Consider the following 23,413-nt stretch of genomic DNA (forward strand, 5'->3'; position numbering starts at 1 on the left):
GGATTAAAATCTAAAATTATACGTAATGGTGGGAATGGGTATGGAGAAAATAGAGCTTTGGTAAGCCTTCACCTCGCCATTTTCTGTAACAAAAAATACCGAGTAGGGATTATTTCTTCCCAACACATTGTAAACTGAAACATTCCAAAAACTATGTACAAATTTTTGAATCCTGTGGTTCCCTTCCACATTAAAACTTACATCCAGCCTGTAATAATCTGGAATCCGAAATTTATTTCGATCACTGTAAAAAACATAATCTGCCCCATTAAAACTGTATTTTCCAATTGGAAAAGTCACCGGCCTCCCTGTTTGATACACAAAATTTGCCGATAGGCTAAATCTTTTTGTCAACTTATAATTTCCCACCAAACTAAAATCATGAGGTTTGTCAAAATTGGCAGGGAAAAAGGCTCCGTTATTTATACGCTCTTCTCTAAATTCACTATCCAATTTCAAAAAAGAACGGGAATAGCTGTACCCTATCCAACCGTTTAATTTTCCCAGGGACTTTCTAATTAAGAACTCTACCCCATAAGCCTGGCCTTCCCCTTGAAGGACTTCGGTTTCAATATTTTCATTTAAAAAGAGCTGGGCACCTACTTTAAAATCCAACATGTCTTTAGATTCTCTGTAATAGCCTTCAACACTGGTCTCGTACATATCATGGGCAAAGTTCTTATATAATCCAAGGGTATACTGGGAAGCACTTTGGGGTTTAATATTGTTGTCACTCAATTTATAAGTATCTGTAGGAGAAACTGTAGTGTTGTTAGACAGCGTGTGAATGTACTGGTAGGTAGTGTTATAACTACCTTTTAAGGAAAGTTCTGGCGCCAGAAAGTACCTGGCAGAAAATCGAACCTCGGGCCCCACATAGGTTTGCATAATCTCATTAGATCCAAATTCCTGCACCTCTATTATGGTAAATTCACTTCTTGGAATTCCCTGTTCATAATTGTTTTGTATTCCTGGCCCCAGGGAGTTGTAAAGGGAAAACCGCAATCCTGCAGTAATAAGAAGGTGTTCATTGATTTTAAAATTATCTGCCACATACAAGGATGATTCCAGGCCTTTTTCACTTGAAATGTTTAAGGGCTCTACCGTAGACTCCTCTCCAAAGGGCTCTATTCTTCCCGGTTTTACAACATAGAGTTTACTTGACATCCCATAATTAAAATCGTGTTTATCACTGTATAAGTAATTAAGGTTGTATTTAACCTCTGTCTCGCTTATACGGTAACCAGATTTGAAATCGTTGGCATTTCCCCCCTGGTAATCTATATTAAAATTGTAATTGCTGTTGCTCACAATTAAACTTCCCCTGTTTTTAGAATTGAACCTGTGGTTATAACGTAAAGATCCCAACCGGTTGTCATAACTAAACAGGGAATCTGAGGTGATACTAAAAACATCTTTGCTGAAATAGCCAGTAACCTCAACATCATGGTTATCGTTTATTACGTGATGATATTTAGCTATTATATCATAAAATGAGGCCCGTGTATTTTTAAGGTTGGGTTCATCCAGGTTTTGAAGGATCCAGTCAGAATAAGTACTTCTCCCCCCCAGTAACAGGGCCGATTGTTCTTTTACCACCGGAATTTCCAGAGCCAGGCTACTGGTTACCGGACCAATGGAAGCCTCCCCTGCAAATTTTTGGGTATTTGCTTTCTTGGTTTTAATATCAAAAACCGACGAAAGCCTGCCTCCATACTCGGCAGGAATGCTTCCCTTGTAAATATTAACTTCTCCAGAGGTGAAGGGATTTAAAGCTGAAAATATGCCGAAGAAATGCGCTGGGTTATATAAAACAGCATCATCCAGGAGAATTAAATTTTGATCGGCCCTGCCTCCTCTTACATTAAATCCGGCTGCTCCCTCCCCTGCACTACTTATCCCGGGTAAGGTGGTAGCTACTTTTAGGATATCCCTTTCACCCAGGACTAGGGGAATTGTTTTGATCTCCCCGACATTTATTTGCTCCAGGCCTGTGATGGCTTGCCTTACATTTTGATTGGATTTTGCAGCGAGAAGAATTTCTCCCAATTGCTCAAAATTTTCTTCAAGTTGCAGGTTCAATTCACCATTGTTGTAAATAACCAATCTTACCTGGAAAGGTTTTGTATCCAGAGAGCTGGTTTCCAAAAGGTGAGAACCTATAGGAACCAAAAGTTCATAGTAGCCCTGCTCATTTGTAACAGTTCCAATATTCCTATCCTTAATTATTACCGTTAAATTAGGAAGTGGGCGGTTGGACTCTACTTCCACGGCAAACCCTTTAAGTAAAAAGTTTCGGGTCTTATTGGTTTTATCCTCCTTTCCAATATAAATAGTCTTTACATTGCTTTGCCCCCGCTCTGCAGCTATAAATACAGGCTGAGCATCACCCCTTTCCACAGTACTTCCCGCAGAATTATTAAAGATATCCCGGGGAAATTGATCATAAATTACATTATTCCTGGTAAGAATAATTTTATTGCCTTCCATACGATAGAAGTTCAAAAGGGTTTCTTTAAATATCTTCTCCAGGATTTCTTCCAGGGACGTATTTTCAAAGGCACCTGTGAAACGGTACCCGGCTAACCATTCTTCAATAAAATAAAATTTAAGATTGGTTTTGCTTTCAAGTTGTAAAATTACCTCTTCCAGGGGGGCATCCTGGAAGTTTACAGAAATTTTATGTTGGGTTTCCTGTGAAAAAGAAACGAAGCAAACCAGCAGCAGGATTATAAAAAAAGAGAATTTCATTTTCTTTACAGGGACTCTTCTTTTGAAAGACGCCCGGTTATTTCCTTAAAAAGGTTGACCATAAAGGTATCTTGTTGATTTTTATACAAATAGTTATTGTTTTTAAAAAAGTCTGTAATCAACTCTTTCAATTCGGGGAATTGGGAGGCAAGTTCTCTCCTGGAGTTAAATTCATAATAAACATTATTATATGAATATCCATATCTGATACGCCGGGGGATAAATTCGTAATATTGGATGAATTGGTCGGTTTTCGCTGTTAATTTAAGAGAGTGCTTTTTAAGTAGGGTTAATTGGGATTTTTCCAATAAAACCTCATTAAATCCATTAAAAATGGATCCTGGGGCGTTGATATTTATAAACCTGAATTGATCAAATTCAAACCGTTGGAGATTTTCATTTCTAAGCTGTATGATATTAACACCTAAATTACTCTCTACCTGGACTATAAGAATATTCTCGTGCACATTGTATTTCATTTGCACCCCATGAAACCATTCATCTTCATAAAGCACAGAGCCGGTAATGGGTGCACCACTTAGAAAAAAAGAATTTTTTTCATTGACTGTTCTATATTTTTCTACATATTCTGCCCCATTCAAAAGTCGTGTGTTCTCAACACCCAACTCTTTATCAAACCAGGAATAGAGATTCTTTTCTTCTTGTGTTGCCTGAGCCAGAGAGATCTGAAAAGTTTGAAAAAGGAAGAATAGGAATATCAAACCAATGTTACGCATCATAGCACATTTAAAGGACCGTTATTTGAAAAACCCAATTAAGGGACTTTAATTTGAACTAAATGTAAAGCTTTTATTTAATACTTTTTTAACATTATAATGGTTAATGTAAAAATAATCGGAACTCCAACTTAAAATGGCTAAAGCCCCCGGTAGCCAAACAAATTACCATCAATAAGCGAGACCCCCATAATTTTATTAATACTTATGATCGTTTTATGGCGCCATTTTATGCCTCTAATCCTTAGGGAAATTTCCGAAATCCTGTTTTAGGATATTTTTACCTCTCTATACCTCATAGCATGCCTTCAAAAATAATTTAAAATCACCACCCTGCAGAGCTTCTACCAGATGTTCCATTTCGGGTACATATTTACGAGCAAAATCAGGATCATTTTCAACAATATCCCTGGTGTTATCAATAACATCTGCCAATTTTATGGTTTTTAATTCCCTGCTTATTTTCGATTGCCGCTCTACCTCCTTTTCCTTTCTTAGTCTTCGGTTAAGGTGGCGATAATTTTCTTTTACATATTCATCTGTCAATTCCTGACCAGCCCTGCCACCTTTACACCAAATCTTTCCCTAATGTCATCCAAGGTTACCGGAGTATCTTCCACCCCATCGTGTAAATAAGCGGCGCACAACATTTCACGGCTTTGAGCAACCGTTTTGACCAGCGCTGCAACTCTTATAGGATGTTCTATATATGGCTCGTTCTTATATTTTTTGAATTGATCCTTATGTCCCTCCCTGGCAAATTCCCTGAACTTCAAAAATATATTTCACAACAGCATTAAACTTTTGTTTCCTATATTGGTCTAATACGAGTTCATACATTCTTCTAATACAAATAAATATGTTAAAAAAATTCGGTTTAAGTATCGTGCTAATGGCTGGAATGTTCAGTTTAGCCGGGGCACAGACGAAACTTGTGGAAAAAGTCACCAAAAAAGGTGATGAGCTGGTAATTCCCTATGAAAAATATCAACTTTCAAACGGCCTTACTTTAATTGTACACGAAGATCATTCAGATCCCGTGGTGCATGTAGACGTAACCTATCACGTGGGTTCTGCCCGTGAAGAAATTGGAAAATCGGGCTTTGCGCATTTCTTTGAACACATGATGTTTCAGGGATCAGACAATGTTGCCGATGAAGAGCACTTCAGGATCATCTCGGAAGCCGGTGGAACCCTTAACGGAACAACCAACCGTGACCGTACCAATTACTTCGAAACCCTGCCCAGCAATCAGCTTGAAACCGGGCTTTGGCTGGAGGCAGACAGGATGGGCTTTTTACTTGACGCTGTGACCCAGCAAAAATTTGAGGTACAACGTGAAACTGTTAAGAACGAACGCGGGCAGAATTATGACAATCGTCCCTATGGCCTTGCGCGCGAAATGACCGCGAAAAACCTATATCCATACGGCCATCCTTATTCCTGGTTGACCATAGGATATCTTGAGGACCTGGACCGGGTAGATGTAGAAGATCTTAAGAATTTCTTCCTTCGCTGGTACGGCCCCAACAACGCGGTGCTTACTGTGGGTGGAGATGTAAATCCTGCAGAAGTTGTAAAGCTGGCCGAAAAATATTTTGGTGCTATACCTGCAGGGCCTTCCGTTGAAAATATGAAACCAATTCTACCAGTACTGGAAAAGGACCGTTATGTTTCTTATGAAGACAACATTCGTAACTCCATGCTTAACATTACTTTTCCGGTAGTGGAATCTGGCCATAAAGATGAGCACGCTCTAAACGTGCTGGCTTCTGTAATTGGGCAGGGGAAAAATTCTATTCTTTACAAAAACTTTATTAAAGACCAGAAAGCACTTTCTGCAAATGCATACAATTCAGGTTCGGAGCTTGCCGGGGAATTTACAATTTCTATAATGGCATATCCTAACCAGGGACTTGACCAGAGCGAGGCCCTGGTGAGACAATCCCTAGCCGAGTTTGAAACCCGCGGGGTAACAGATCAGGACCTTACCCAATACAAGGCAACCGCTGAATCCCGCCTTATTAACAGACTGGCAAGTGTAAGCGGGAAAGTGTCACAACTGGCATATAACGAAACCTTTACAGGAAACCCCAATAATATACAGGAGGAATTAAAACGCATCCAGGCTGTTACCAAAGAAGATGTAATGCGGGTTTACAACCAGTATATAAAAGGGAAAAATAGTGTGATCCTTAGCGTGGTACCCAAAGGGAAAACCGAGCAGGTGGCAAAAGCCGATAATTATACTATTTCTACGGAAGGATTTGTTGCGGCAGCCGACCAGTACAGCGGACTTACTTACAACAAAGCCAAAGATAATTTTGACCGTACCAAAAGGCCAACCCCGGGAAGCAATCCTGTGGTGAATGTCCCAGATTTCTGGACGGTTAATTTCAAGAATGGGTTAAAGGTAATAGGTTCGGAAAGCGATGAGATCCCTACAGTTACCCTTCAACTTACAATGAAAGGAGGCCACAGATTATCTATGGATACTCCCGGAAAAGCAGGTATCAGCTCCCTTACCGCCTCTATGTGGAATGAAGACACCCAGAATTATACCGCTGAAGAATTTTCCAATGAACTGGAGATGCTGGGTAGTTCTATAAGAGTTGTGGGTGGGACAGATGAGATCGAGATATATGTACAGTCCCTTAAAAAGAACCTGGAACCTACCCTGGCACTTCTGGAAGAAAGAATGTTTCGTCCAAAATTCAATGAAGATGATTTTGAACGTCTTAAAAAACAGCAATTGGAAAGCATTGCCAACAGCGCTACCCAGCCAACGGTTATTGCCAATCAGGTTTATAACAAGCTACTGTATGGTGAAGGTCATTTCCTTGCCATCCCCGTAACAGGAACTACAGAAACTGTAAGCAGTATCATTTTGGAGGATGTATCGAATTTCTATAAGAACAGTTTCTCTCCTTCCCTGGCGCAATTGGTTGTGGTAGGAGATATCAATGAAAAGGAGATCAAATCCAAACTGGGCTTTTTGGAAAAATGGCAGGGTAAAAATATAAAACTGGCAGAAAATGCAAAAACCCCTGGCATAGATAAGACCCGTATCTATTTTGTAGACAAACCAGATGCGGCACAGTCGGAGATACGTATTGGGTACGTAGCCATGCCTTATGACGCTTTGGGCGATTATTACAGGAGCGGCCTTATGAATTACACCCTGGGAGGTGCTTTCAACAGCCGTATCAATCTAAATCTGCGTGAGGATAAAGGTTATACTTACGGGGCACGATCTGGATACAGGGGCAGCAAGTATGGAGGAACATTTACAGCCTCTGCCGGAGTACGGGCAGATGCCACTGCAGAATCTGTGACCGAATTCATGAACGAACTTACCTCATACCGCGATAAAGGAGTACGTGAGGATGAAATGGCTTTTATGAAGAGTTCTATAGGACAGGCTGATGCCCGCCAATATGAAACCCCTATGCAAAAAGCCGGTTTCCTTGGACGACTGCTGGAATATGAGTTAAGCAAGGACTATGTTCAAAAACAAACACAGATCCTGAACAACATTAGCAGGGAAGAACTCAATGCCCTGGCAAAGAAAAACCTTCCTGTTGAGAATATGCACATTGTAGTAGTGGGAGACAAGAAAACCGTTCTTCCAAAACTGCAGGAGCTGGATTATGAAGTGGTAGAACTGGACCTTGACGGGAACCCGGTAAGCGACACCTCAGGAAATTAGATTTTCAATAGAATGCAAAAAGCCCCTGAAAAAAATTCAGGGGCTTTTTTTGTTTAAATGGTTTTAAGAATATATTACACCCCTTCGGGACTAATTAAACAAGGAGGCTTGTTATTCGAGGGGCTGTACCCATCGTTCCAATATTGCACCCCTTCAGGGCTTACTTTATGCCCACTTAATTAAAGCGCTGAAAAGGCGTAATAAACTAACATCCCGTGAAGCGGGATGTAAAAAGCGAAGTCAGTTATAAGCCCTGCAGGGGCGGGATAAATAAGGTATGTTTTGTTCCAGACCATTAATCATTTCACCCCTCGGGGCTAATTGACTAGTACGCTTTTTATGCGATGGGCTGAACTCATTGTTCCTATTTTGTACCCCTTCGGGGGCTTACTTATTAACCACTGGAAGCTTAGGAGAAGGGATGGAAAATTAACTTCTATAAAACCGAAGTGATGGAAGCGGCTAATATTAAAGCCCTGAAAGGGCGTAATAAACTAACATCCCGTGCATCGGGATGTAAAAAAGCGAAGTCAGTTATAAGCCCTGAAGGGGCAAAATTAATTAGCACTCCTTTGTTCCAGCTTTAAAGCCGGAGCAGGAAAAGAATTGTAAAAACCATTTGTAAAAACAAAAAACCCTCTAAATCAATAAGATAAAGAGGGTTTTTGTACTCGGAGCGGGACTTGAACCCGCACGACCGTTGCTGATCATTGGATTTTAAGTTTAGCACTTGGCCCACTCTAAATATTTACACCTCTGATTTTAAATATTTTATGTTAGTATAAAAATCTAATATTTCAATAAAGTTGGCCCGGTATTTGGTTCCTTAATTATTATCTAATTTAATCCCCTTCCCCACTCAAAATAATTCCTCATTTTCTGACATAATATAAATGTTTTACAAAACTTATGGCTGACTATTGTAAATATTTTAAATTAAAATCTTCAGATATATAATTTTCAATTTCAGATTTATTTTTAGTCATTTTTACAATGTTCAGTTCTTTATCAACAATGACTAAAAGTTCATTTTTCTGCCATTTTTCTTTTACATCATTTTGAAAGCTATACTCATGTTTTGCAATAATATATGCTGGACCAGATTTAACTTCTTTTAAATTTTCTAAGGCTTCCTCAGAAATTTCAATTTTAAGATTTAATATTGAAATCATTTCCTCATAGCCATATTTCCCCAAAAATTCTCGATTAACATATTCAATTTCTTTACGGTCTGAAGCGAGATCTTTTAAAATTATTTCTTTTTCATTTTTGATTAAATCATCAAAATATATAGTGTCCAGGATTACAGTTCTTTTAGCAACGTAATTCGAAAACTCCAAGCTTTCGGAGATTATCTTTTGTTTAATATTTGATTCCAATTCACCATTTGTATTATATCTAATTCCACAACTCAGTGATGATATTAGAATAGTAGATAATATAATTCTTCCTACACTATTAAATTTTATCAATTTTAATAAATTATTCATTTTATTATTTGCTTTGATGACGACACGAATAAGTAGAACCCAAAAATTCTAATTGATTAGTATATTCTGCCCTTTTTTTAATACTACTTCTTTCTTTTTACCAAAACAGTATATATGAAAACCTTATTCAAAAACTTAGGCTTTGATCACTTCCAAGAAAACAAAGAAGGATCTATTTTTTTAGCGAATTATTGTGAAGCCAAATTGGATGGTAATGTATATTATAAGGAGGATCCAGGATTCATTAACAAGGGAGTAGAAAAAGATCTACTTAATAATGATCTTTTGCCTTCATTGTCAATTTTTGACCCGGCAAAAATAACCGAATTCAATTTCACACATGTTTCATTAAAAACTTCTTGCCTATACTTCATTTAAAAATACCGAACTAAAAGTAGAGAAAGAAACATATTACAATTTTAAGTTGATTTAAATTAATGGATATGTTACATATAAGTTAATATAAAATTTGAATACTTAAAATTAAACTTAATTAGCTCCATTACTAACCCTCCGACCCTACTTAGGAAAATTACAAAAAATAAATGAAAAATATTTTCTTAAAACCAAAACTTTTTATTGCAACCCTCATCTTATTTTTTTCGTACTCCTGTGAAAAAGAAAATTTAAATGAAGGCATTAACCTAGAGGATAACTCGTTGATTAAAAATTCAGAAATGAATTTTGGATCATTCAATGATTTTGAAAATCTAAAATCATTAACCATGGATAGCCCACTTAAAATTACCTATGACATAAGTGAGGCAAAAGTTAAGAATTCAGAAGAAAGCATTATTGTGGATACCTCGAGAGTTTCAATGAATATATATAAGAAAAATAAATATTATACACTATCAGTGGTTGACAACAGTGGGGAATCTAAATCATATTTTGAAAATATTATAATTGCAGACCTCGCAACCCAAGAAACCAAATATTATATTTGTAGATATTATTATAAGAATGAAGCCTGTAATAATCCAGAGCAAATAGATTTAAAGAATATCGAGAGAGGAGAAATAAGAATGTTAAATTCTCTTGAAAATGTTACTCAAAAAGAGTATAACTGCTATTCTATATCAACACAGTTATGTGATTATGGTGGAGAAACTCACGTAGCAGGTCCAAATTGCAGCACAACCTATACTAAAACTAGCAATTATTGCATATCCACACCTGATTACTCCGCCTACACCACCTTCTATTATGAATCTAGCGGTGGTGGATCAGAAGGAGGCGGACCTGGAACTCCTGCTTATGTGGATCCAAATGACCCTTGGACGCAACCTATATCAACACCTCAAATGTATGCCGCTGGACTCGATTATCACTTAAATATAACACCTAATCAAAAACTTTGGCTAGAGCAAAACACTACCGAAGCTGTAAAGGCAATGAAGTTTTTAGATGATAACTCATATTCGGCAGAAAGCAAGAATTTAGCAGAGCGCGCAATAGTTTTAATGATTTTAGGAAAAGTGATTGATTTTAATAATCCAGTAGCAAACTATAATTTTGATGCTAATAATTCAATTATATTAGCATATGAGCAAGATTATAAGAATGAAATGTCGGTTCAAGAGAGATCTATTTTTGATGGCTTAAGTAGAGTTAAACAATTAAATTATTTACATAGCGGCTATTTGGCTAAAAAATATGAGAGTATAATTTATGGAGGTAACTTTAGAAATACTAAAAGTGATGCTTACAGACATTCTCTTTGGAATGCATTTTCTACTGTAAAGTTGGGATCTAGTTTAACTAATCAGTTAACAACTGCTCATGAAAATAAACCTTTACAATATACATTAGAGTATAAAGAAAACGACATGGATCTCTATAATAATTCAAAAGGAATAGAAATCGGCCTTACAGGCTCAATAAACTTAATGTTAAAAGTAAAATTAGCTGTAGAGGAAGGTAATCTTAAATATTTAAGCAATTTAGATAGTAATGGTTTGGCCACAGCTACTTCTGTATTAAAACCTACAAACCAATAATGAAGAAATTTATTACCATTCTATTATGTATATTATGGATTGCTTGTAGTAGCGATAACACTAAAACATGGAAAGTTAATGATTTTTCTCAGGATCATACTTTTGTATTAAAAAAACAAAAGTATAAGAGTCCATTAAGTGCAAACATATGGCTAGATGGAGAAATCACTGAATTTTTGCAGATTTTTATGAAGAGGAATTTACCTTGTATTTGAATAAAAGCAAAGCTACAGGTAATTTAAAAATTAAAATTAAAATATAGGAATCTGCGATATTCTTAAACAATTAAAGGGCTGAAGTTAAAACTTCGGCCTTTTAATTTTAAATTAAACATCACAATTTGGGAAGTCAAAGCTATGTTTTTTATTATAGGGAATTGCTCTATATGGAAATCTGTACGAGTGGATTTTTCACATTTGAAACTACTGAAGAAATTAATTATTTTGAAAAATAAATTACTTTCCATATCCCGAATTCACCAAAATATTTATTAACCTATTTCCATATAAAAATAATCTGATCCTACAAATGGGATATCCTGTACATCAGAAAAAAACTAGTAAAATCTTATTTCGATCGATTCTTTCCTTTACCGGATAAATCAATATTTCAAATTCTCTTCCAAAAATTAGACCGGCAAGTGGTCCCTTTTTTCTTCATATTCAAGATATCATTTACCTCTATTTTCCATTCAAAAAGATCTCTATAATAGTATTAACTATATTTTTATGGCAATTAAAAAAAGTGAGATTATTACTTTTGCCTTAGTAGACCTCCAAACCACTCTTAAGCGGTTTTACTTTGACTCTCGATATTCAACATTTTTTTATAAAGATCAACTTGGTCTTCCAGGGATTGAATATTTCTTTTCAGTAAGCTTATTTGTTCTTTTAAATGTGGAATTTGCTCGACCTGGTGTTGGAGTTCGGTCCTTTCCAGCTCCAACTTTTTTATTTCCTCTTTTAAAGCGTTTTCCCCTGCAGTTGATTTTGAAAACAGTCTCTCTTCTTCTGGCATGAATTCAGCGAATTCGTAACTAATCAATTTTTTTACTGTTTCAGTCAATTTTCCCCCAGCTTCAAACTTTGTAATACTCTGTGAGGTCAATCCAAGCCTTGAACCAAATTCTTTTTGGGATAAGCCGATTTTGGAACGTAACTCTTTAATATTCATTAATATAAAAAATTTAAATAGTAAATTTTTACAATTTCTTGTTTTGTAACTACAATTTTTTATAAGTTTGTATGTAAATATTTATCATATAGCTGTAAATATTTCACTTAAAATCCGATAATAGCTGAATAAGGCACCTAAGATATGAAAATAAAGATAACTAATAAAGAACGTGATGAATTAAGAAGGCTGTTCCCAACTGGTTATGCAAAAATGATCTCCCGCAGATTAAACGAGGCCAAACTTCAACCTGTAAGAGCCAAAGAGTATTCTCCAAAAATAATTAGTGACGTTTTAGCCGGCCATCAAAGCGACTTTAATGTTTTGTTGGAGCTATTTAGGTACAAAGACGAAATACTTACAAAACGAGAAGAACTTCAAGAATTAAGAAAAATAACCGCTCTGGAATCAAATGGTTCCGGACAAAACCAATAGATATGGCACCAGAACAATTAGTAAAGAAAATCACCCACCTCAAAGAACAATTAATCAGATTAGAATCTTTAAAGTTTGGAATTCGTAACACCTTGGTTCTTTCTTCCTTTTACACAGAAAAAATTAAAAAATACAGCAGCGCATTATAAATAATGAGCCAATTAACTGCACATATCGTTTATGCCACTTTCAAAGCCTTGGACCAGGATGAAAAGGAAAACTTTATACAGTTAATTGAGGAAGAGAAAAAAAAGCGTAAAACTTCGAACCAAAGGAAAAGAAAGAGTGTGTATGACAACCTTCCGGCAAAATATCATCCAGATAACCTGGAAATGTTGGTAGCTGAAATTATTCATTCATGAAACCCGGGAGCAAATCCCCAAATGGGCGTGCGTTTAAAGAATTTAAGCCGCGCCCATTCACTATTATTATAGGAAAAAAGAAGGAGGACACCCCTGCCCTCCTGCCAATGATTTGTCCTTTTGAACAAAAGTAAAGATATGCAAACATACAATAAAATAGATAACACCCCCATGCTCAGTAAAGCCATTTTAGAATTAAATGGAGTTTTTAATATTAGGAAAAAACGATTGCAACCGCCTCAAACTGGATCCCTTCAAAATACTATTAGAACCGTTGCAACCGAACACTTAGAATATGTCGATCCAATTTTGACTACAGAAGATTTTAAGTCAAGCATGGAAAATTACCGTAAAGTCGTAGATGCTTATAACATAAAGGTTAAAGAAGAAAATATATTAATTACTACCTACAATAAACGAATTAAAAAAGCCATTGACACTCAACCATTAACGCGACAGGAACAAAAAATCTTAATAAAGTTCAATAATATGATCGCACCCCTAAATACCTGGGAAAGGAATGAGCGCGTAGATAGTTTTAACGGTTGCAACCGTCCAATGGCGCAAAAAGACAAGATTCACACGATTAAGTATCATACGGAACAAATCTTTTCTGCCATTCTTTGGCATTATAATAAACAACTATACAAGAGGAAAGCAATACGTCACCAACTGGAAGTATATATACCTGGAAAGCTTCCTTATATAGAACTTCATACTGGCTGGATAACAACGGCAAAGGTAAATGACGTGGTCAGGTTAAATGTTTGTCAGAAAACCTTTAGAAGGCAGCGCAAAAGATTGGAAGAAGCCGGGATCCTTCAGGATTATATTTTTGAGGGCAGTTCCAGACCGGTTAAAATGCGAATTAACCCTGAAATTTTATCCATCACCGACAATTTCGCAGGAAAAAATCCCGCCACTGAAAATCAACATACTACACCAACCCAACGGACAGTCTTACCACATAATAAAGTATCTAATAGAACAGTTTTAAATAATTTAAAAATAAAAGCGAATGTTGATAAACATTCTGATATAAGGAGTTCGGCCCCTGGCCTCACATCATCTACATTTTCTTTCTATAAGACCACCCGGAAGCAAGTTGAAGAAAAAGTTGATGCCGGACCAAAAAATCTAACATTGAGTGATTTTTTGGGGGAAAAAATAGATGATCCCGCAGACTTTGTTGAAAACCTGGCTGCGCACCGCTATGACAAATATACCCCGCTTCGAATTGAAATCCTGGAAAAAGAGGCTTTTGCCGGAGCTCTTGATCGTGACCAGTATAAGGAATTAGTTCTCCAGGACTTTTTCAAAACAGCTGCAAAGCTATGGAAGGGAAAAAGTCCCTACCCTGGCAGCTGGACAAAAGCTTATAATACCTGGAAAAACGAAAAATTCATCACCCATTCGGGAGATTCCAGTAATAAATATGTGGTCCTGCAAAGGGTAGCAGAGCTGCGATACAGGGTAACAGGCGTGTCCAGGTTCCTAAAAAATCATCCGGATTTTAATTTGCTTTATCCAGGTGATTACTTTGATGTTACCAGAACCACAGCCAAAGAAGGAGGATTTGAATACACAGAAAAAATGTGGAAAAAACATATTGCCTATCTGGAAACAAAAAAGGAAGAAAAGCAAAAAACGGTTGCAACAGCCTCTAAACGTAAAAAGAGATTGACCGATAGGCAAAAAGTTGACAATCACGTAAAGGCCTATTTAAAAGGGAAATTTTACCTGGAAGAATTGCTTACAAAAGTAGAGCAGCTGGGAAATAAGGAACTTTATAGGAATCTTCCGGAAATCATAAAAAAAGCGAATCTCAATTTTCAACTTAAAAACGGGAAATAATGGATTCCAAGAAATGTAAATGCGGTGCCGGAAATAAGATCTTCTGTAAAAAGTGCAGTAAAATTCAAATGTGCATTCTACTTAAAAATGGCAATGATCATCTAAAGCTTGAGAACCTGAGAGGCCATAAAGCGAATCCTGTTTGGTACAGTCATTTGAAATATAACTTCAAGCCAGAAAAAGACATCATTGAAGGTATGCTGCGCCGGTTCTATAACACTCCCCTGGTCCCAAGCACCAATATTGTCAAATTTTATTACAACGGCACCAATACCGAACTCTTTACCTATAAATTATGACAGTTATTATCGAACTTAAAAAAGTCGAACAAAAGGATTTTCAATTATTCCTAAACGCTCTTAACCATTACGCCGGCACAATGCAATTCCTTCACGAAACCATGGAGAACCGAAAATTTGCCATTGAAATGAGTATTGCTGTAGAAACCTGGTATGAGTTCAATAAAAAAACTGTGGGTCAATTTCCACCTAAACAATCCTGGTTGAAGCTAAGTCTTCATAAATCTTATATTTTGTGTAGCGCATTGAGAGAATTTGCGAGGGAGAGCAAGAATGACTTGGAAAAAAGCCGTTGCAACCGTTTTTCCGCAGCTATTGATCAACAGCTCCCCACCAAGGCACAACTCGCAATAAATAATTAAACTCGAAACAACTTCAATATTCATCTATTCATCATCAACATTTAACTATGAAAATCATCACACTTATCGCTTACGTACTCGCGGTTTTATTTTTATTCTTTCTCTTAAAATCATTATGGTTAGTACTTCCCCAATATTGGTGGGCCTTTGGTAGGTTTAAATATAAATTTCTCCAAAATTATGGGAAAGCTGGAATCTATTTTTACAAATTACGGGGTTTTAAGAAATTCACCTTTAGAAAGGGTAGTTTAAAAGGTGCCACAGAGGTAACGGTGATGGCCAAAACTGAAAAAGAGGCTTATAGGAAATTTAAAACTTACACTAACTCCAATCGCAGTACGCGAATGCAACAAATTTAATCCCCCTATTATGATCAAAAATGAAAAATCTCCCACTCTAAAGTTGCTGCCCTGCGGGGCAAGAAAATCAACAATTGTAGAAATGTACCCTAGAGAACCTGAAGCGTACTTGCGTAAATTAATTCACTCTATTCAAATTGAAACTAACCAGCATCTCTCACCACTGGCTGCTAAAAACCGAAAAAGACTTTCCCGACGAGAATTAGAAAAGCTTATAGAAGTTGTGGGACTTCCTAAAGGATATTGTAACAATTTCATAGAAATGTAGAAAGATTTTTTCAGCCTTCTAACACTTTAATTGAAAAAAGGAATATCGAAGTTTTACCCTCGATATTCCTTTTAAGTATTAAATACTATTAGTGATTCAGATTTTTTTATAGACAATAATTTTACCTTGACCAGGAGTAATCAGTGTTAAAAATCCACTATTGTCATCATTAACATTTTCGAGATAAACACAATCCGTAGTTCCATTACTTGTTGTTGTAACTAAAAAATATTTAGATGATAAGGATTCACCTCCACAAAATGAACTAATAGAAAAAGTCTCCATTGATTTTAATACTCCATTATAATACCTTTTCAAAATATTATCGCTAGAAAAAACCATTTTGTTGGACGTATTATTTTCTAGAACCCATGATCCCAAAATTCTAGACTTAATTTCAGAACATTCATCAGTTGATAGATATGGTTCTTGCTCTTCCATTTCTTCAATAGTAGTTTGAGCTGGAGCGGTTACGCTAACGAGTGTAATCATTATGCCCGCAATCATGGTAAATAGTGGTTTATTTTTCATTTTTAATTTTTTAATTACAATCATTAATATTAGTTTTTGTTTTCTGAAATAAAGCATCCCTTCCATCATAAGACCCCTGATCTGTATATTTATTAATTTTAGCTGTTACTTTATCAGAAGATGTTGTACTTGTTATATCAACACTACTTAAAACCTTACTTTGAAAATACCACATCGCGCTAAGTACTGAATGCATTTCCCCACTTAATGATTCGGGACCCTCATAAGTCCACTCAATATTTTTTTCTTTCAAAAATTCATAATAAGCGTCGTAGTTTGATTTCCATGTTAGTTGAAAAATACCTCGACCTCTAAATTTCCAGCCATCACCTGATGCTTCATTACCATTCCCATACCTACAACAATAAAGCAAATTTGTTAATTTTTCTGGATTTTTTTCATAGTCATATGGGTTTTTTTTATTGCTATCGGTAAAAGAAAATCTACTTGAAAAATAGCTGGCCCTACTATCTTCTCTGGTAGTTTCCCATACGCCTGGTTTGTCTACAGGTGTAAATAAACTATAGCCTCCAGGCAATCCTTCAATTTGCATTGCTTCAATTGCAGGTTTCATCTTTTCAATAATCCTGCTATAGCTACGATTTTCGGTTTTTGTTTCTACCCCTAAAATCCAATCTCGTGTATTTAGATCCTCAATCTTTAATCGGCAAATTTCCCTGGGGCGAAGTAAAGGGTAAATCATAAACGAGAGAAATGAAATCATATATGGATCATGGACTTCCAGGTATTTTCTTATATCCTGAAGCTCGTTAAAAGTGAACGGCCTATTTTTAATAGGTTTACTCTTGATTGTGGGAATATCTTTTATAAAATTATGTTCTATTAATCTCCGGTTCTTTAATTCCGTAAACAGACTTGAAATGATACGTTTGGTATTCCCTATGCTGGTATTAGATAATCTTTGTTTCGTTTTCTTATTAATATATTCCAATTCCAGATAATCCATAAAATCATAGAAATCGGTTAGTGTAAATTTATCTAACTCTAAACCGGCCTTTGATTCCTTTTCGGCCCAATGTATAAAAACAGAAACCCGATATTCATAATCAATTCTTGTAGATTCCTTTATATTACGGGTTTTTAATTCCAGAGCATAATTAAGACCACTTCTTAAAGTGTAGATTTTATTCTGGGATTCTTTTTTCTTTTTGGATATAGATTTATCAACAGGGTTCCAACCCTTTTCCAAAGCAATAGTATATGCTTTTACCAGTGATTTCCCTATTTGGGTTCGCTCTTTAACCGTTTGATATTGGTTGATACCTTTGGAGAATTTGATTTTGATATCCAGTTTATCCGTTTCCGGATTTCGCCATAAAAACCATACATACCATCTTTTTCCCGGAGCCACCGTAGGTTTCCCCTTTACTTTAGGAATATATAATTTGGGATCTGAATACTGTCTTTTAGCCATGTTAATAGTAAAAGAAATTGGCCCGTTAGTTGGCCCGGATGATATTTTTACCTCTAATTTCATAGATATGAACAGAGGGCATAAAACTAAAAAACCCCAGTGTTAACAGGGGTTTTCTAAGTACTCGGAGCGGGACTTGAACCCGCACGACCGTTGCTGATCATTGGATTTTAAGTCCAACGTGTCTACCAATTCCACCATCCGAGCATGGATTATTTGTGGAGCGAAAAACGTCCCGATAGTTATCGGGAGAACCCGCCACTTCAGGAAATATTTTCAGAGCGAAAAACGGGATTCGAACCCGCGACCTCCACCTTGGCAAGGTGGCGCTCTACCAACTGAGCTATTTTCGCGATTTTTAAGAACTTTTTACGCCCGGAGGCGTGGCTGCAATGCTATATTGCGGTTGCAAATTTAATACAATTCTTATAATAGCAAAGGTTTTTTTATAATATTTGAATCAACTTTTTTGAGGTAAAACCTACCAAAGGAACAGGAGTCTGGATCATAAAGGTTTAGCCAGATATTGTATTTTACTGTGGCATTTTATATAAATACTTCAAGGACAATACCTAAATTCTTTTAACTGTTTCCAAACAATAAACCACAAACGACTTGCAGGTTTTAAACTTTCGCCTTCTTCTGCTTATTTGCCAGCATTCTTTTGATCTCACTTAGCTTCATCAAAGCCTCCACGGGCGTGAGTGTATCAATATCTATATGCAACAACTCCTCTTTCAACTCCTCCAGCAAAGGGTCATCCAGATTAAAAAAGCTAAGCTGCATATCCCTTTCGGCGGAATTTCTTAAAACAGCACCCGTGTCTTCCATTTGATGCGACTTTTCCAGCTTCTTCAGGATCTTATTGGCCCGGGAGATCACCATTTGAGGCATCCCCGCCATTCTGGCAACATGTATCCCGAAGCTGTGCTCGCTCCCGCCGGGAACAAGTTTTCTAAGAAAAAGCACCGTATCTTTTAATTCCTTAACCGAAACATTGTAATTCTTTATACGTCCAAAAGTCTCGCCCATATCGTTGAGCTCGTGGTAATGCGTGGCAAAAAGTGTTTTTGGCCTGGCCGGGTGTTCATGTAAATATTCGGTAATGGCCCAGGCAATAGAGATCCCGTCATAGGTACTTGTACCTCTTCCAATTTCATCCAGTAACACAAGGCTTCTTTGCGAAATATTATTCAGGATACTCGCCGTCTCATTCATCTCTACCATAAAAGTTGACTCGCCCATTGAGATATTGTCACTGGCACCCACCCGCGTAAAGATCTTTTCTATAAGGCCTATCCTGGCCGAACCTGCAGGCACAAAACTTCCCATTTGAGCCAGTAAAACTATTAAAGCAGTTTGCCTAAGTATTGCCGACTTACCGCTCATGTTTGGCCCGGTGATCATAATGATCTGTTGGGTTTCCCTGTCAAGATAAACATCATTGGTCACGTAGGCTTCCCCCGGCGGCAACTGTTTCTCGATCACAGGATGGCGGCCATCCTTTATCTCAAGTTCCAGGGAATCATCAATAACAGGTTGTGTATAATTTCCGGAAATGGCATGGCTTGCGAAAGAGCCCAGGCAGTCTATTTGGGCTATCAAACGCGCATTTTGCTGCACGGGTTGTATGTAATCTCCCAGCCAGTTCACCAGGTTAAGAAAAAGGTTTTGCTCCAGCTGCTGTATCTTTTCTTCAGCTCCCAGGATCTTTCCTTCGTATTCTTTCAGCTCTTCAGTAATATATCTTTCGGCATTCACAAGTGTTTGCTTGCGTATCCAGTTTTCGGGCACTTTATCCTTATGCGTATTTCGCACTTCAATATAATAACCGTAAACATTATTGCTGCCTATTTTTAGCGAAGAGATCCCCGTAGCGCGGGTTTCCCTCTCCAGCATTCCGTCAAGATATTCTTTTCCCGTAAATGCCAGCCCCCGCAACTCATCAAGTTCCGGATGAAAGCCTTTTGCGATTGCATTTCCTTTCAAAATATTCACCGGGGCATCCTCATGCAGGGTTTCCTTTATCTTAGCCCTTAGCACATCACAGTTCTGGAGTTTATCTCCCAGCACCTTCAAAGCTTCTTCTGAACAATTCATTGCCAAAGCCTTCACAGGTACAATCGCCTCTAGGGAATTATTAAGGTGCAACACTTCCCGCGGACAAATTTTCCCTGTAGCCACTTTTGAGATAAGGCGCTCAAGATCGCTTATCTTTTTTATTTGTTGCTGAATTTTATTGTGTTCTTCCCTGTTTTCAATAAAATAGGAAACCACTTTATGCCGGTTCCTTATTTTTTCAGCATTTTTAAGCGGAAGGGCCAGCCAACGCTTCAGCATCCTGCCACCCATGGGAGATATGGTTTTGTCTATTACATCGAGCAGGGTAACGGCATTTTGCGCGTTGGAATGATATAATTCCAGGTTGCGAATGGTAAAGCGGTCCATCCATACATACTCCTCTTCGGCAATACGATTAATGGAGGTGATATGCTGTAGCCTGTGATGCTGTGTTTCTCCAAGGTAGAAAAGGATAGCCCCCGAGGAGATGATCCCTTCAGCCAAATGATCTACCCCAAAACCTTTCAGGGATTTGGTATTGAAATGCGCGTTGAGGGAATCATAGGCATAGTCCAGCTTAAACACCCAGTCTTCAAGGTAAAAGCAATGGTAATTGTCTCCAAATGCTTTTGAAAATTCCTTGCGGTGGTTTTTTTGGATCAATACTTCACTGGGGCTGAAATTTTGCAAGAGCTTATCGATATATTCAGAAGACCCCTGCGCGGTAAGGAATTCGCCGGTGGAAACATCCAGAAAGGAGATGCCAAGGTTTTTCTTTCCGAAGTGAAGGGCACACAAAAAGTTATTGGATTTGCTCTGCAGCACCTCATCATTCATTGACACCCCGGGCGTAACCAATTCGGTAACCCCACGTTTTACAATGGTCTTGGTCATTTTTGGGTCTTCCAGCTGGTCGCAAATTGCAACCCGCAAACCCGCTTTTACCAGTTTTGGCAAATAGGTGTTGAGCGCGTGATGCGGAAATCCCGCCAGGGCTGTATCTACCTCGCTGCCATTGCCCCTTTTGGTAAGCACTATATTTAAAATACGGGCGGTCTTCACCGCGTCTTCCCCAAAGGTCTCATAAAAATCGCCCACCCTGAACAACAGCAATGCATCGGGATATTTATCCTTGATCGCATTATATTGCTTCATCAACGGGGTGATTTCTTTGGATTTTTTGGCAGCCAAGATCTTGAGGTTTTAGTAATTTAAATTCCTGCTAATGTACTTATTCCTGCTTTTTATTTCCAATTTAAGATACGGCTTTTATCCAAAATTATCCACAACCTAAAAATGATTTAGCCCTAAGAAAATTTTTACTGGTACCCTGCTGCCTGGAGATTAAACAGCTCTGCGTACAACTTATTATTTTGCATTAACTCCTCGTGCGTACCTATTTCCAGCACCGCCCCGTCCTTAAGCACCATAATACGATCTGCAATACGCACCGTGCTGAAACGGTGGGAAATTATCACCGCCGTCTTCCCCTCGGTGAGTTTGATAAAACGTTGAAAAGCTTCAGTCTCTGCCCTTGCATCCAGTGCCGATGTGGGTTCATCCAGAATTAACACCTCAGCATCTTTCATATAGGCCCGCGCTATAGCGATCTTTTGCCATTGTCCGCCGGAAAGGTCCTTTCCCTGCTTGAACCTTTTACCCAGCTGCTGGTCATAGCCTTTGGGAAGGGCACTTATCACTTCATCAGCCAGACTTTTTTGGGCTGCACTGTCAATACGCGGCTGATTGCGAATTTCGCCAATCTCCCCCATTGCTATATTCTCCCGAAGGGTGAGTTCGAATTTGACAAAATCCTGGAAGATTACCCCAAAATATTGCTGATATTGGGTTTGATCGTATTCCCTCACAGGAATGCCGTCCAGCAAAATTTCCCCTTCCACCGGCTCGTAGAACCTTAGCAATAATTTTATAAGCGTGGTCTTTCCCGCCCCGTTCTCTCCCACAAAAGCAAGTTTTTCACCGGCCCGGAGCTCAAAATTTATATGCCGCACCACCCAGATATCAGATTTTGGATATTTGAAGCCCACATCCTTAAATTCAAAACCCTTCTGCAGTTTCCCGGGAAGCGGCAATTTCTCCTCTTTTTCTTCTTCGGAATACTTCATATCCATAAACTCAAAATAATCCTGAAGGTAAAGCGCACTTTCTGTGATCGCAGTAAACCGCGTAAAAAACCCCTGAAGTTTTGCCCGGAGGCGGTTAAAGGCGCCAGACAAGAAGGTAAGATCACCCAGGGAAAATACCCCGGCTACCGTCCTGAATATTATAAAAACGTATGCCCCGTAATAGGCTGCCGTCCCAATCACATTAAATACAGAACCCCAGGCCGCCCGCTGTTTAGCGAGACTTTTGCTTTGGGAATAATAAAGGTCTGACAGGTTTTTGAACCTTGCCGCAAGATAATCTGATAGCCCAAAAAGCTTCACCTCTTTCGCGGTTACATCGCTGGCCCCGGCATAGCGCAAATAATCCAGCTCCCGGCGTTCCTGGGTCCAGCTGCGGGCAAGGGAATAACTTGTCCCACTGAATTTTATCTCATTGATAATTGTTGGAATTATAGAAACCACCAGCAGGATGATAAGCCAGGGCTCAAAAGTTACAACCCCCGCCAGCAGCGAAATGATAACGATAATATCTTCTCCCTGGGTTAAAATATTGGACATAAGCCCAACCCTGCCCGTGGTTTGCTGCCTGGCCCGTTCCAGTTTATCATAGAATTCAGAATCCTCGAGTTGATCGAGGTTTAATTCTGATGTCTTTTTAATGATCTTTACAGAGGTATTGATGGAGTACTGGTCTCCCAGCAGGGCGTCGCTTAAACTGATGCCACGGCTTAACAGATCTGAAATGATAGCCAGGGCAAACTCGGCCGCAACCAGGATCCAGAGCCGGTCCAGATCCTGAGTTTCGGCGGCAATTTGCAATACTACCTCGTCAATTATAAGTTTTCCTACATATAGCATCACCACCGGAAGGATAGCATTTATCACCCGCAGCAGCAAATTGGAATAGAACAGTAGAGGATTAACCTCGCGTATTTCCTTAAAAAAACGCGGTACAAATTTCAGGGAGGCAAAGCCCTCCCTGAAATTTATCTTATTGGGTTCAAGGCTGGATTTTGGTCTTGGCAATGAATTTACTTTTAAATACCTTGAAAGGTGCTGGACCTTTCGGAATAAAATTAAAGAATTATACTTTTTCCTTCGAAACTATGCTTATTAATTCATATTCAAAGGAAGATCCATCCTGCGGCGGATTGTCGATTTTTCTTTTTTCAAGCTTGAGCATATAAATGTATCCGGGTTCGTAATCGAATCCAATGATACTGTCATGATAATAGAAATATTCCCATTCTATGCCCCCTATTTTATCCCCTTCCTGTACCAAAAGGCAGGTTCCCTCCATTTCCCCAACACATTCCACGGTGTAACTGTTTACCCTCATGTCAATTTCTCTTGTGCCATGATTGGCTGTACTGCAACCGGCCAGGATCATCATGTTTATAAGCACTATAAGATTTTTCATAATTTCTGTTTTAAGTGAATGTCAGGCTATATGATTTGCAA

General features: G+C 38.1%; 22 protein-coding genes and 2 tRNA genes. 11 read left to right on the forward strand and 13 right to left on the reverse strand.

All coding sequences use genetic code 11. From position 1 onward, the window contains the following. Positions 1-3 precede the first annotated feature (3 nt). From FK178_RS09700 to FK178_RS15575, 4 genes are all read right to left on the reverse strand, one after another. On the reverse strand, positions 4-2,751 hold the full coding sequence (locus FK178_RS09700) for a carboxypeptidase-like regulatory domain-containing protein (RefSeq protein WP_146834186.1): 2,748 nt from the start codon (positions 2,749-2,751) through the stop codon (positions 4-6). 5 nt (positions 2,752-2,756) lie between these two features. Next, positions 2,757-3,491, reverse strand: a complete 735-nt coding sequence (locus FK178_RS09705) for a hypothetical protein (RefSeq protein WP_146834189.1) — start codon at positions 3,489-3,491, stop codon at positions 2,757-2,759. Positions 3,492-3,776: 285 nt separating this feature from the next. Next, the gene (locus tag FK178_RS15570) at positions 3,777-4,034 is read right to left on the reverse strand and encodes a hypothetical protein (protein WP_205677179.1); all 258 of its coding nucleotides are present in this window, start codon (positions 4,032-4,034) and stop codon (positions 3,777-3,779) included. Then, complete coding sequence (locus tag FK178_RS15575; protein ID WP_205677180.1) at positions 4,031-4,264, reverse strand: HD domain-containing protein; 234 nt, start codon at positions 4,262-4,264, stop codon at positions 4,031-4,033. Before FK178_RS15575 ends, FK178_RS15570 begins: the two co-directional genes overlap by 4 nt. 83 nt (positions 4,265-4,347) lie before the next feature. On the opposite strand from FK178_RS15575, the gene FK178_RS09715 reads away from it, so the two are divergent. Then, on the forward strand, positions 4,348-7,197 hold the full coding sequence (locus FK178_RS09715; protein WP_146834192.1) for a M16 family metallopeptidase: 2,850 nt from the start codon (positions 4,348-4,350) through the stop codon (positions 7,195-7,197). 917 nt (positions 7,198-8,114) lie between these two features. Here the strand turns inward: FK178_RS09715 and FK178_RS09720 are convergent. Continuing rightward, positions 8,115-8,687, reverse strand: a complete 573-nt coding sequence (locus FK178_RS09720; protein WP_146834195.1) for a hypothetical protein — start codon at positions 8,685-8,687, stop codon at positions 8,115-8,117. 114 nt (positions 8,688-8,801) lie between these two features. Between FK178_RS09720 and FK178_RS09725 the strand changes: the two genes are divergently transcribed. Beyond that, positions 8,802-9,065 carry a hypothetical protein gene (locus FK178_RS09725; protein ID WP_146834198.1) on the forward strand — a complete coding sequence of 88 codons (264 nt, stop codon included), beginning with the start codon at positions 8,802-8,804 and terminating at the stop codon, positions 9,063-9,065. 167 nt (positions 9,066-9,232) lie between these two features. Then, on the forward strand, positions 9,233-10,687 hold the full coding sequence (locus FK178_RS09730) for a DUF6973 domain-containing protein (RefSeq protein WP_146834201.1): 1,455 nt from the start codon (positions 9,233-9,235) through the stop codon (positions 10,685-10,687). Between the two features lie 786 nt (positions 10,688-11,473). Here the strand turns inward: FK178_RS09730 and FK178_RS09735 are convergent. Next, positions 11,474-11,860, reverse strand: coding sequence for a helix-turn-helix domain-containing protein (locus FK178_RS09735; protein WP_146834204.1), 387 nt, complete (start codon positions 11,858-11,860; stop codon positions 11,474-11,476). Between the two features lie 144 nt (positions 11,861-12,004). Between FK178_RS09735 and FK178_RS09740 the strand changes: the two genes are divergently transcribed. From FK178_RS09740 to FK178_RS09770, 8 genes are all read left to right on the forward strand, one after another. Then, positions 12,005-12,295, forward strand: a complete 291-nt coding sequence (locus tag FK178_RS09740) for a hypothetical protein (protein ID WP_146834207.1) — start codon at positions 12,005-12,007, stop codon at positions 12,293-12,295. A 2-nt stretch (positions 12,296-12,297) separates the two neighbouring features. Beyond that, positions 12,298-12,444, forward strand: a complete 147-nt coding sequence (locus tag FK178_RS15485) for a hypothetical protein (protein ID WP_168194583.1) — start codon at positions 12,298-12,300, stop codon at positions 12,442-12,444. A gap of 3 nt (positions 12,445-12,447) precedes the next feature. Continuing rightward, on the forward strand, positions 12,448-12,657 hold the full coding sequence (locus FK178_RS09745; protein ID WP_146834210.1) for a hypothetical protein: 210 nt from the start codon (positions 12,448-12,450) through the stop codon (positions 12,655-12,657). A gap of 138 nt (positions 12,658-12,795) precedes the next feature. Next, positions 12,796-14,511, forward strand: coding sequence for a hypothetical protein (locus tag FK178_RS09750; RefSeq protein WP_146834213.1), 1,716 nt, complete (start codon positions 12,796-12,798; stop codon positions 14,509-14,511). Next, on the forward strand, positions 14,511-14,810 hold the full coding sequence (locus tag FK178_RS09755) for a hypothetical protein (protein WP_146834216.1): 300 nt from the start codon (positions 14,511-14,513) through the stop codon (positions 14,808-14,810). The genes FK178_RS09750 and FK178_RS09755 overlap by 1 nt, the downstream gene beginning before the upstream one ends. Beyond that, complete coding sequence (locus tag FK178_RS09760) at positions 14,807-15,172, forward strand: hypothetical protein (RefSeq protein ID WP_146834219.1); 366 nt, start codon at positions 14,807-14,809, stop codon at positions 15,170-15,172. Before FK178_RS09755 ends, FK178_RS09760 begins: the two co-directional genes overlap by 4 nt. A 47-nt stretch (positions 15,173-15,219) precedes the next feature. Next, complete coding sequence (locus tag FK178_RS09765; protein ID WP_146834222.1) at positions 15,220-15,531, forward strand: hypothetical protein; 312 nt, start codon at positions 15,220-15,222, stop codon at positions 15,529-15,531. A gap of 10 nt (positions 15,532-15,541) precedes the next feature. Beyond that, positions 15,542-15,799 (forward strand): hypothetical protein, encoded by a 258-nt coding sequence (locus tag FK178_RS09770; RefSeq protein ID WP_146834225.1) that lies wholly within the window; start codon positions 15,542-15,544, stop codon positions 15,797-15,799. A 96-nt stretch (positions 15,800-15,895) separates the two neighbouring features. On the opposite strand, the gene FK178_RS09775 is transcribed toward FK178_RS09770, so the two are convergent. The 7 genes from FK178_RS09775 to FK178_RS09805 form a co-directional block, all read right to left on the reverse strand. Continuing rightward, complete coding sequence (locus FK178_RS09775; protein WP_146834228.1) at positions 15,896-16,354, reverse strand: hypothetical protein; 459 nt, start codon at positions 16,352-16,354, stop codon at positions 15,896-15,898. Next, complete coding sequence (locus tag FK178_RS09780; RefSeq protein ID WP_146834231.1) at positions 16,341-17,828, reverse strand: hypothetical protein; 1,488 nt, start codon at positions 17,826-17,828, stop codon at positions 16,341-16,343. Before FK178_RS09780 ends, FK178_RS09775 begins: the two co-directional genes overlap by 14 nt. Before the next feature lie 58 nt (positions 17,829-17,886). Next, positions 17,887-17,972: transfer RNA gene (locus FK178_RS09785), tRNA-Leu, on the reverse strand. Positions 17,973-18,045: 73 nt separating this feature from the next. After that, positions 18,046-18,118: transfer RNA gene (locus tag FK178_RS09790), tRNA-Gly, on the reverse strand. Between the two features lie 271 nt (positions 18,119-18,389). Next, complete coding sequence (mutS, locus tag FK178_RS09795; RefSeq protein ID WP_146837566.1) at positions 18,390-20,981, reverse strand: DNA mismatch repair protein MutS; 2,592 nt, start codon at positions 20,979-20,981, stop codon at positions 18,390-18,392. 164 nt (positions 20,982-21,145) lie between these two features. Continuing rightward, positions 21,146-22,978, reverse strand: a complete 1,833-nt coding sequence (locus FK178_RS09800; protein WP_146834234.1) for an ABC transporter ATP-binding protein — start codon at positions 22,976-22,978, stop codon at positions 21,146-21,148. Between the two features lie 58 nt (positions 22,979-23,036). Then, positions 23,037-23,372, reverse strand: a complete 336-nt coding sequence (locus FK178_RS09805) for a DUF4377 domain-containing protein (protein WP_146834237.1) — start codon at positions 23,370-23,372, stop codon at positions 23,037-23,039. Positions 23,373-23,413: the final 41 nt, after the last annotated feature.

Source organism: Antarcticibacterium arcticum (assembly GCF_007993795.1).
Taxonomy (GTDB): Bacteria; Bacteroidota; Bacteroidia; order Flavobacteriales; family Flavobacteriaceae; genus Gillisia; species Gillisia arctica.

Excerpts from the sequence above, each read along its gene's own strand:
- FK178_RS09805 (WP_146834237.1), bottom strand. The coding sequence starts at position 23,372 with ATGAAAAATCTTATAGTGCTTATAAACATGATGATCCTGGCCGGTTGC.
- FK178_RS09750 (WP_146834213.1), top strand. The coding sequence starts at position 12,796 with ATGCAAACATACAATAAAATAGATAACACCCCCATGCTCAGTAAAGCC.
- FK178_RS09715 (WP_146834192.1), top strand. The coding sequence starts at position 4,348 with ATGTTAAAAAAATTCGGTTTAAGTATCGTGCTAATGGCTGGAATGTTC.
- FK178_RS09765 (WP_146834222.1), top strand. The coding sequence starts at position 15,220 with ATGAAAATCATCACACTTATCGCTTACGTACTCGCGGTTTTATTTTTA.
- FK178_RS09745 (WP_146834210.1), top strand. The coding sequence starts at position 12,448 with ATGAGCCAATTAACTGCACATATCGTTTATGCCACTTTCAAAGCCTTG.
- FK178_RS09700 (WP_146834186.1), bottom strand. The coding sequence starts at position 2,751 with ATGAAATTCTCTTTTTTTATAATCCTGCTGCTGGTTTGCTTCGTTTCT.
- FK178_RS15485 (WP_168194583.1), top strand. The coding sequence starts at position 12,298 with ATGGCACCAGAACAATTAGTAAAGAAAATCACCCACCTCAAAGAACAA.
- FK178_RS09780 (WP_146834231.1), bottom strand. The coding sequence starts at position 17,828 with ATGAAATTAGAGGTAAAAATATCATCCGGGCCAACTAACGGGCCAATT.
- FK178_RS09725 (WP_146834198.1), top strand. The coding sequence starts at position 8,802 with ATGAAAACCTTATTCAAAAACTTAGGCTTTGATCACTTCCAAGAAAAC.
- FK178_RS09760 (WP_146834219.1), top strand. The coding sequence starts at position 14,807 with ATGACAGTTATTATCGAACTTAAAAAAGTCGAACAAAAGGATTTTCAA.
- mutS (WP_146837566.1), bottom strand. The coding sequence starts at position 20,981 with ATGAAGCAATATAATGCGATCAAGGATAAATATCCCGATGCATTGCTG.
- FK178_RS09735 (WP_146834204.1), bottom strand. The coding sequence starts at position 11,860 with ATGAATATTAAAGAGTTACGTTCCAAAATCGGCTTATCCCAAAAAGAA.
- FK178_RS09705 (WP_146834189.1), bottom strand. The coding sequence starts at position 3,491 with ATGATGCGTAACATTGGTTTGATATTCCTATTCTTCCTTTTTCAAACT.
- FK178_RS09755 (WP_146834216.1), top strand. The coding sequence starts at position 14,511 with ATGGATTCCAAGAAATGTAAATGCGGTGCCGGAAATAAGATCTTCTGT.
- FK178_RS09720 (WP_146834195.1), bottom strand. The coding sequence starts at position 8,687 with ATGAATAATTTATTAAAATTGATAAAATTTAATAGTGTAGGAAGAATT.
- FK178_RS09770 (WP_146834225.1), top strand. The coding sequence starts at position 15,542 with ATGATCAAAAATGAAAAATCTCCCACTCTAAAGTTGCTGCCCTGCGGG.
- FK178_RS09775 (WP_146834228.1), bottom strand. The coding sequence starts at position 16,354 with ATGATTGTAATTAAAAAATTAAAAATGAAAAATAAACCACTATTTACC.
- FK178_RS09740 (WP_146834207.1), top strand. The coding sequence starts at position 12,005 with ATGAAAATAAAGATAACTAATAAAGAACGTGATGAATTAAGAAGGCTG.
- FK178_RS09730 (WP_146834201.1), top strand. The coding sequence starts at position 9,233 with ATGAAAAATATTTTCTTAAAACCAAAACTTTTTATTGCAACCCTCATC.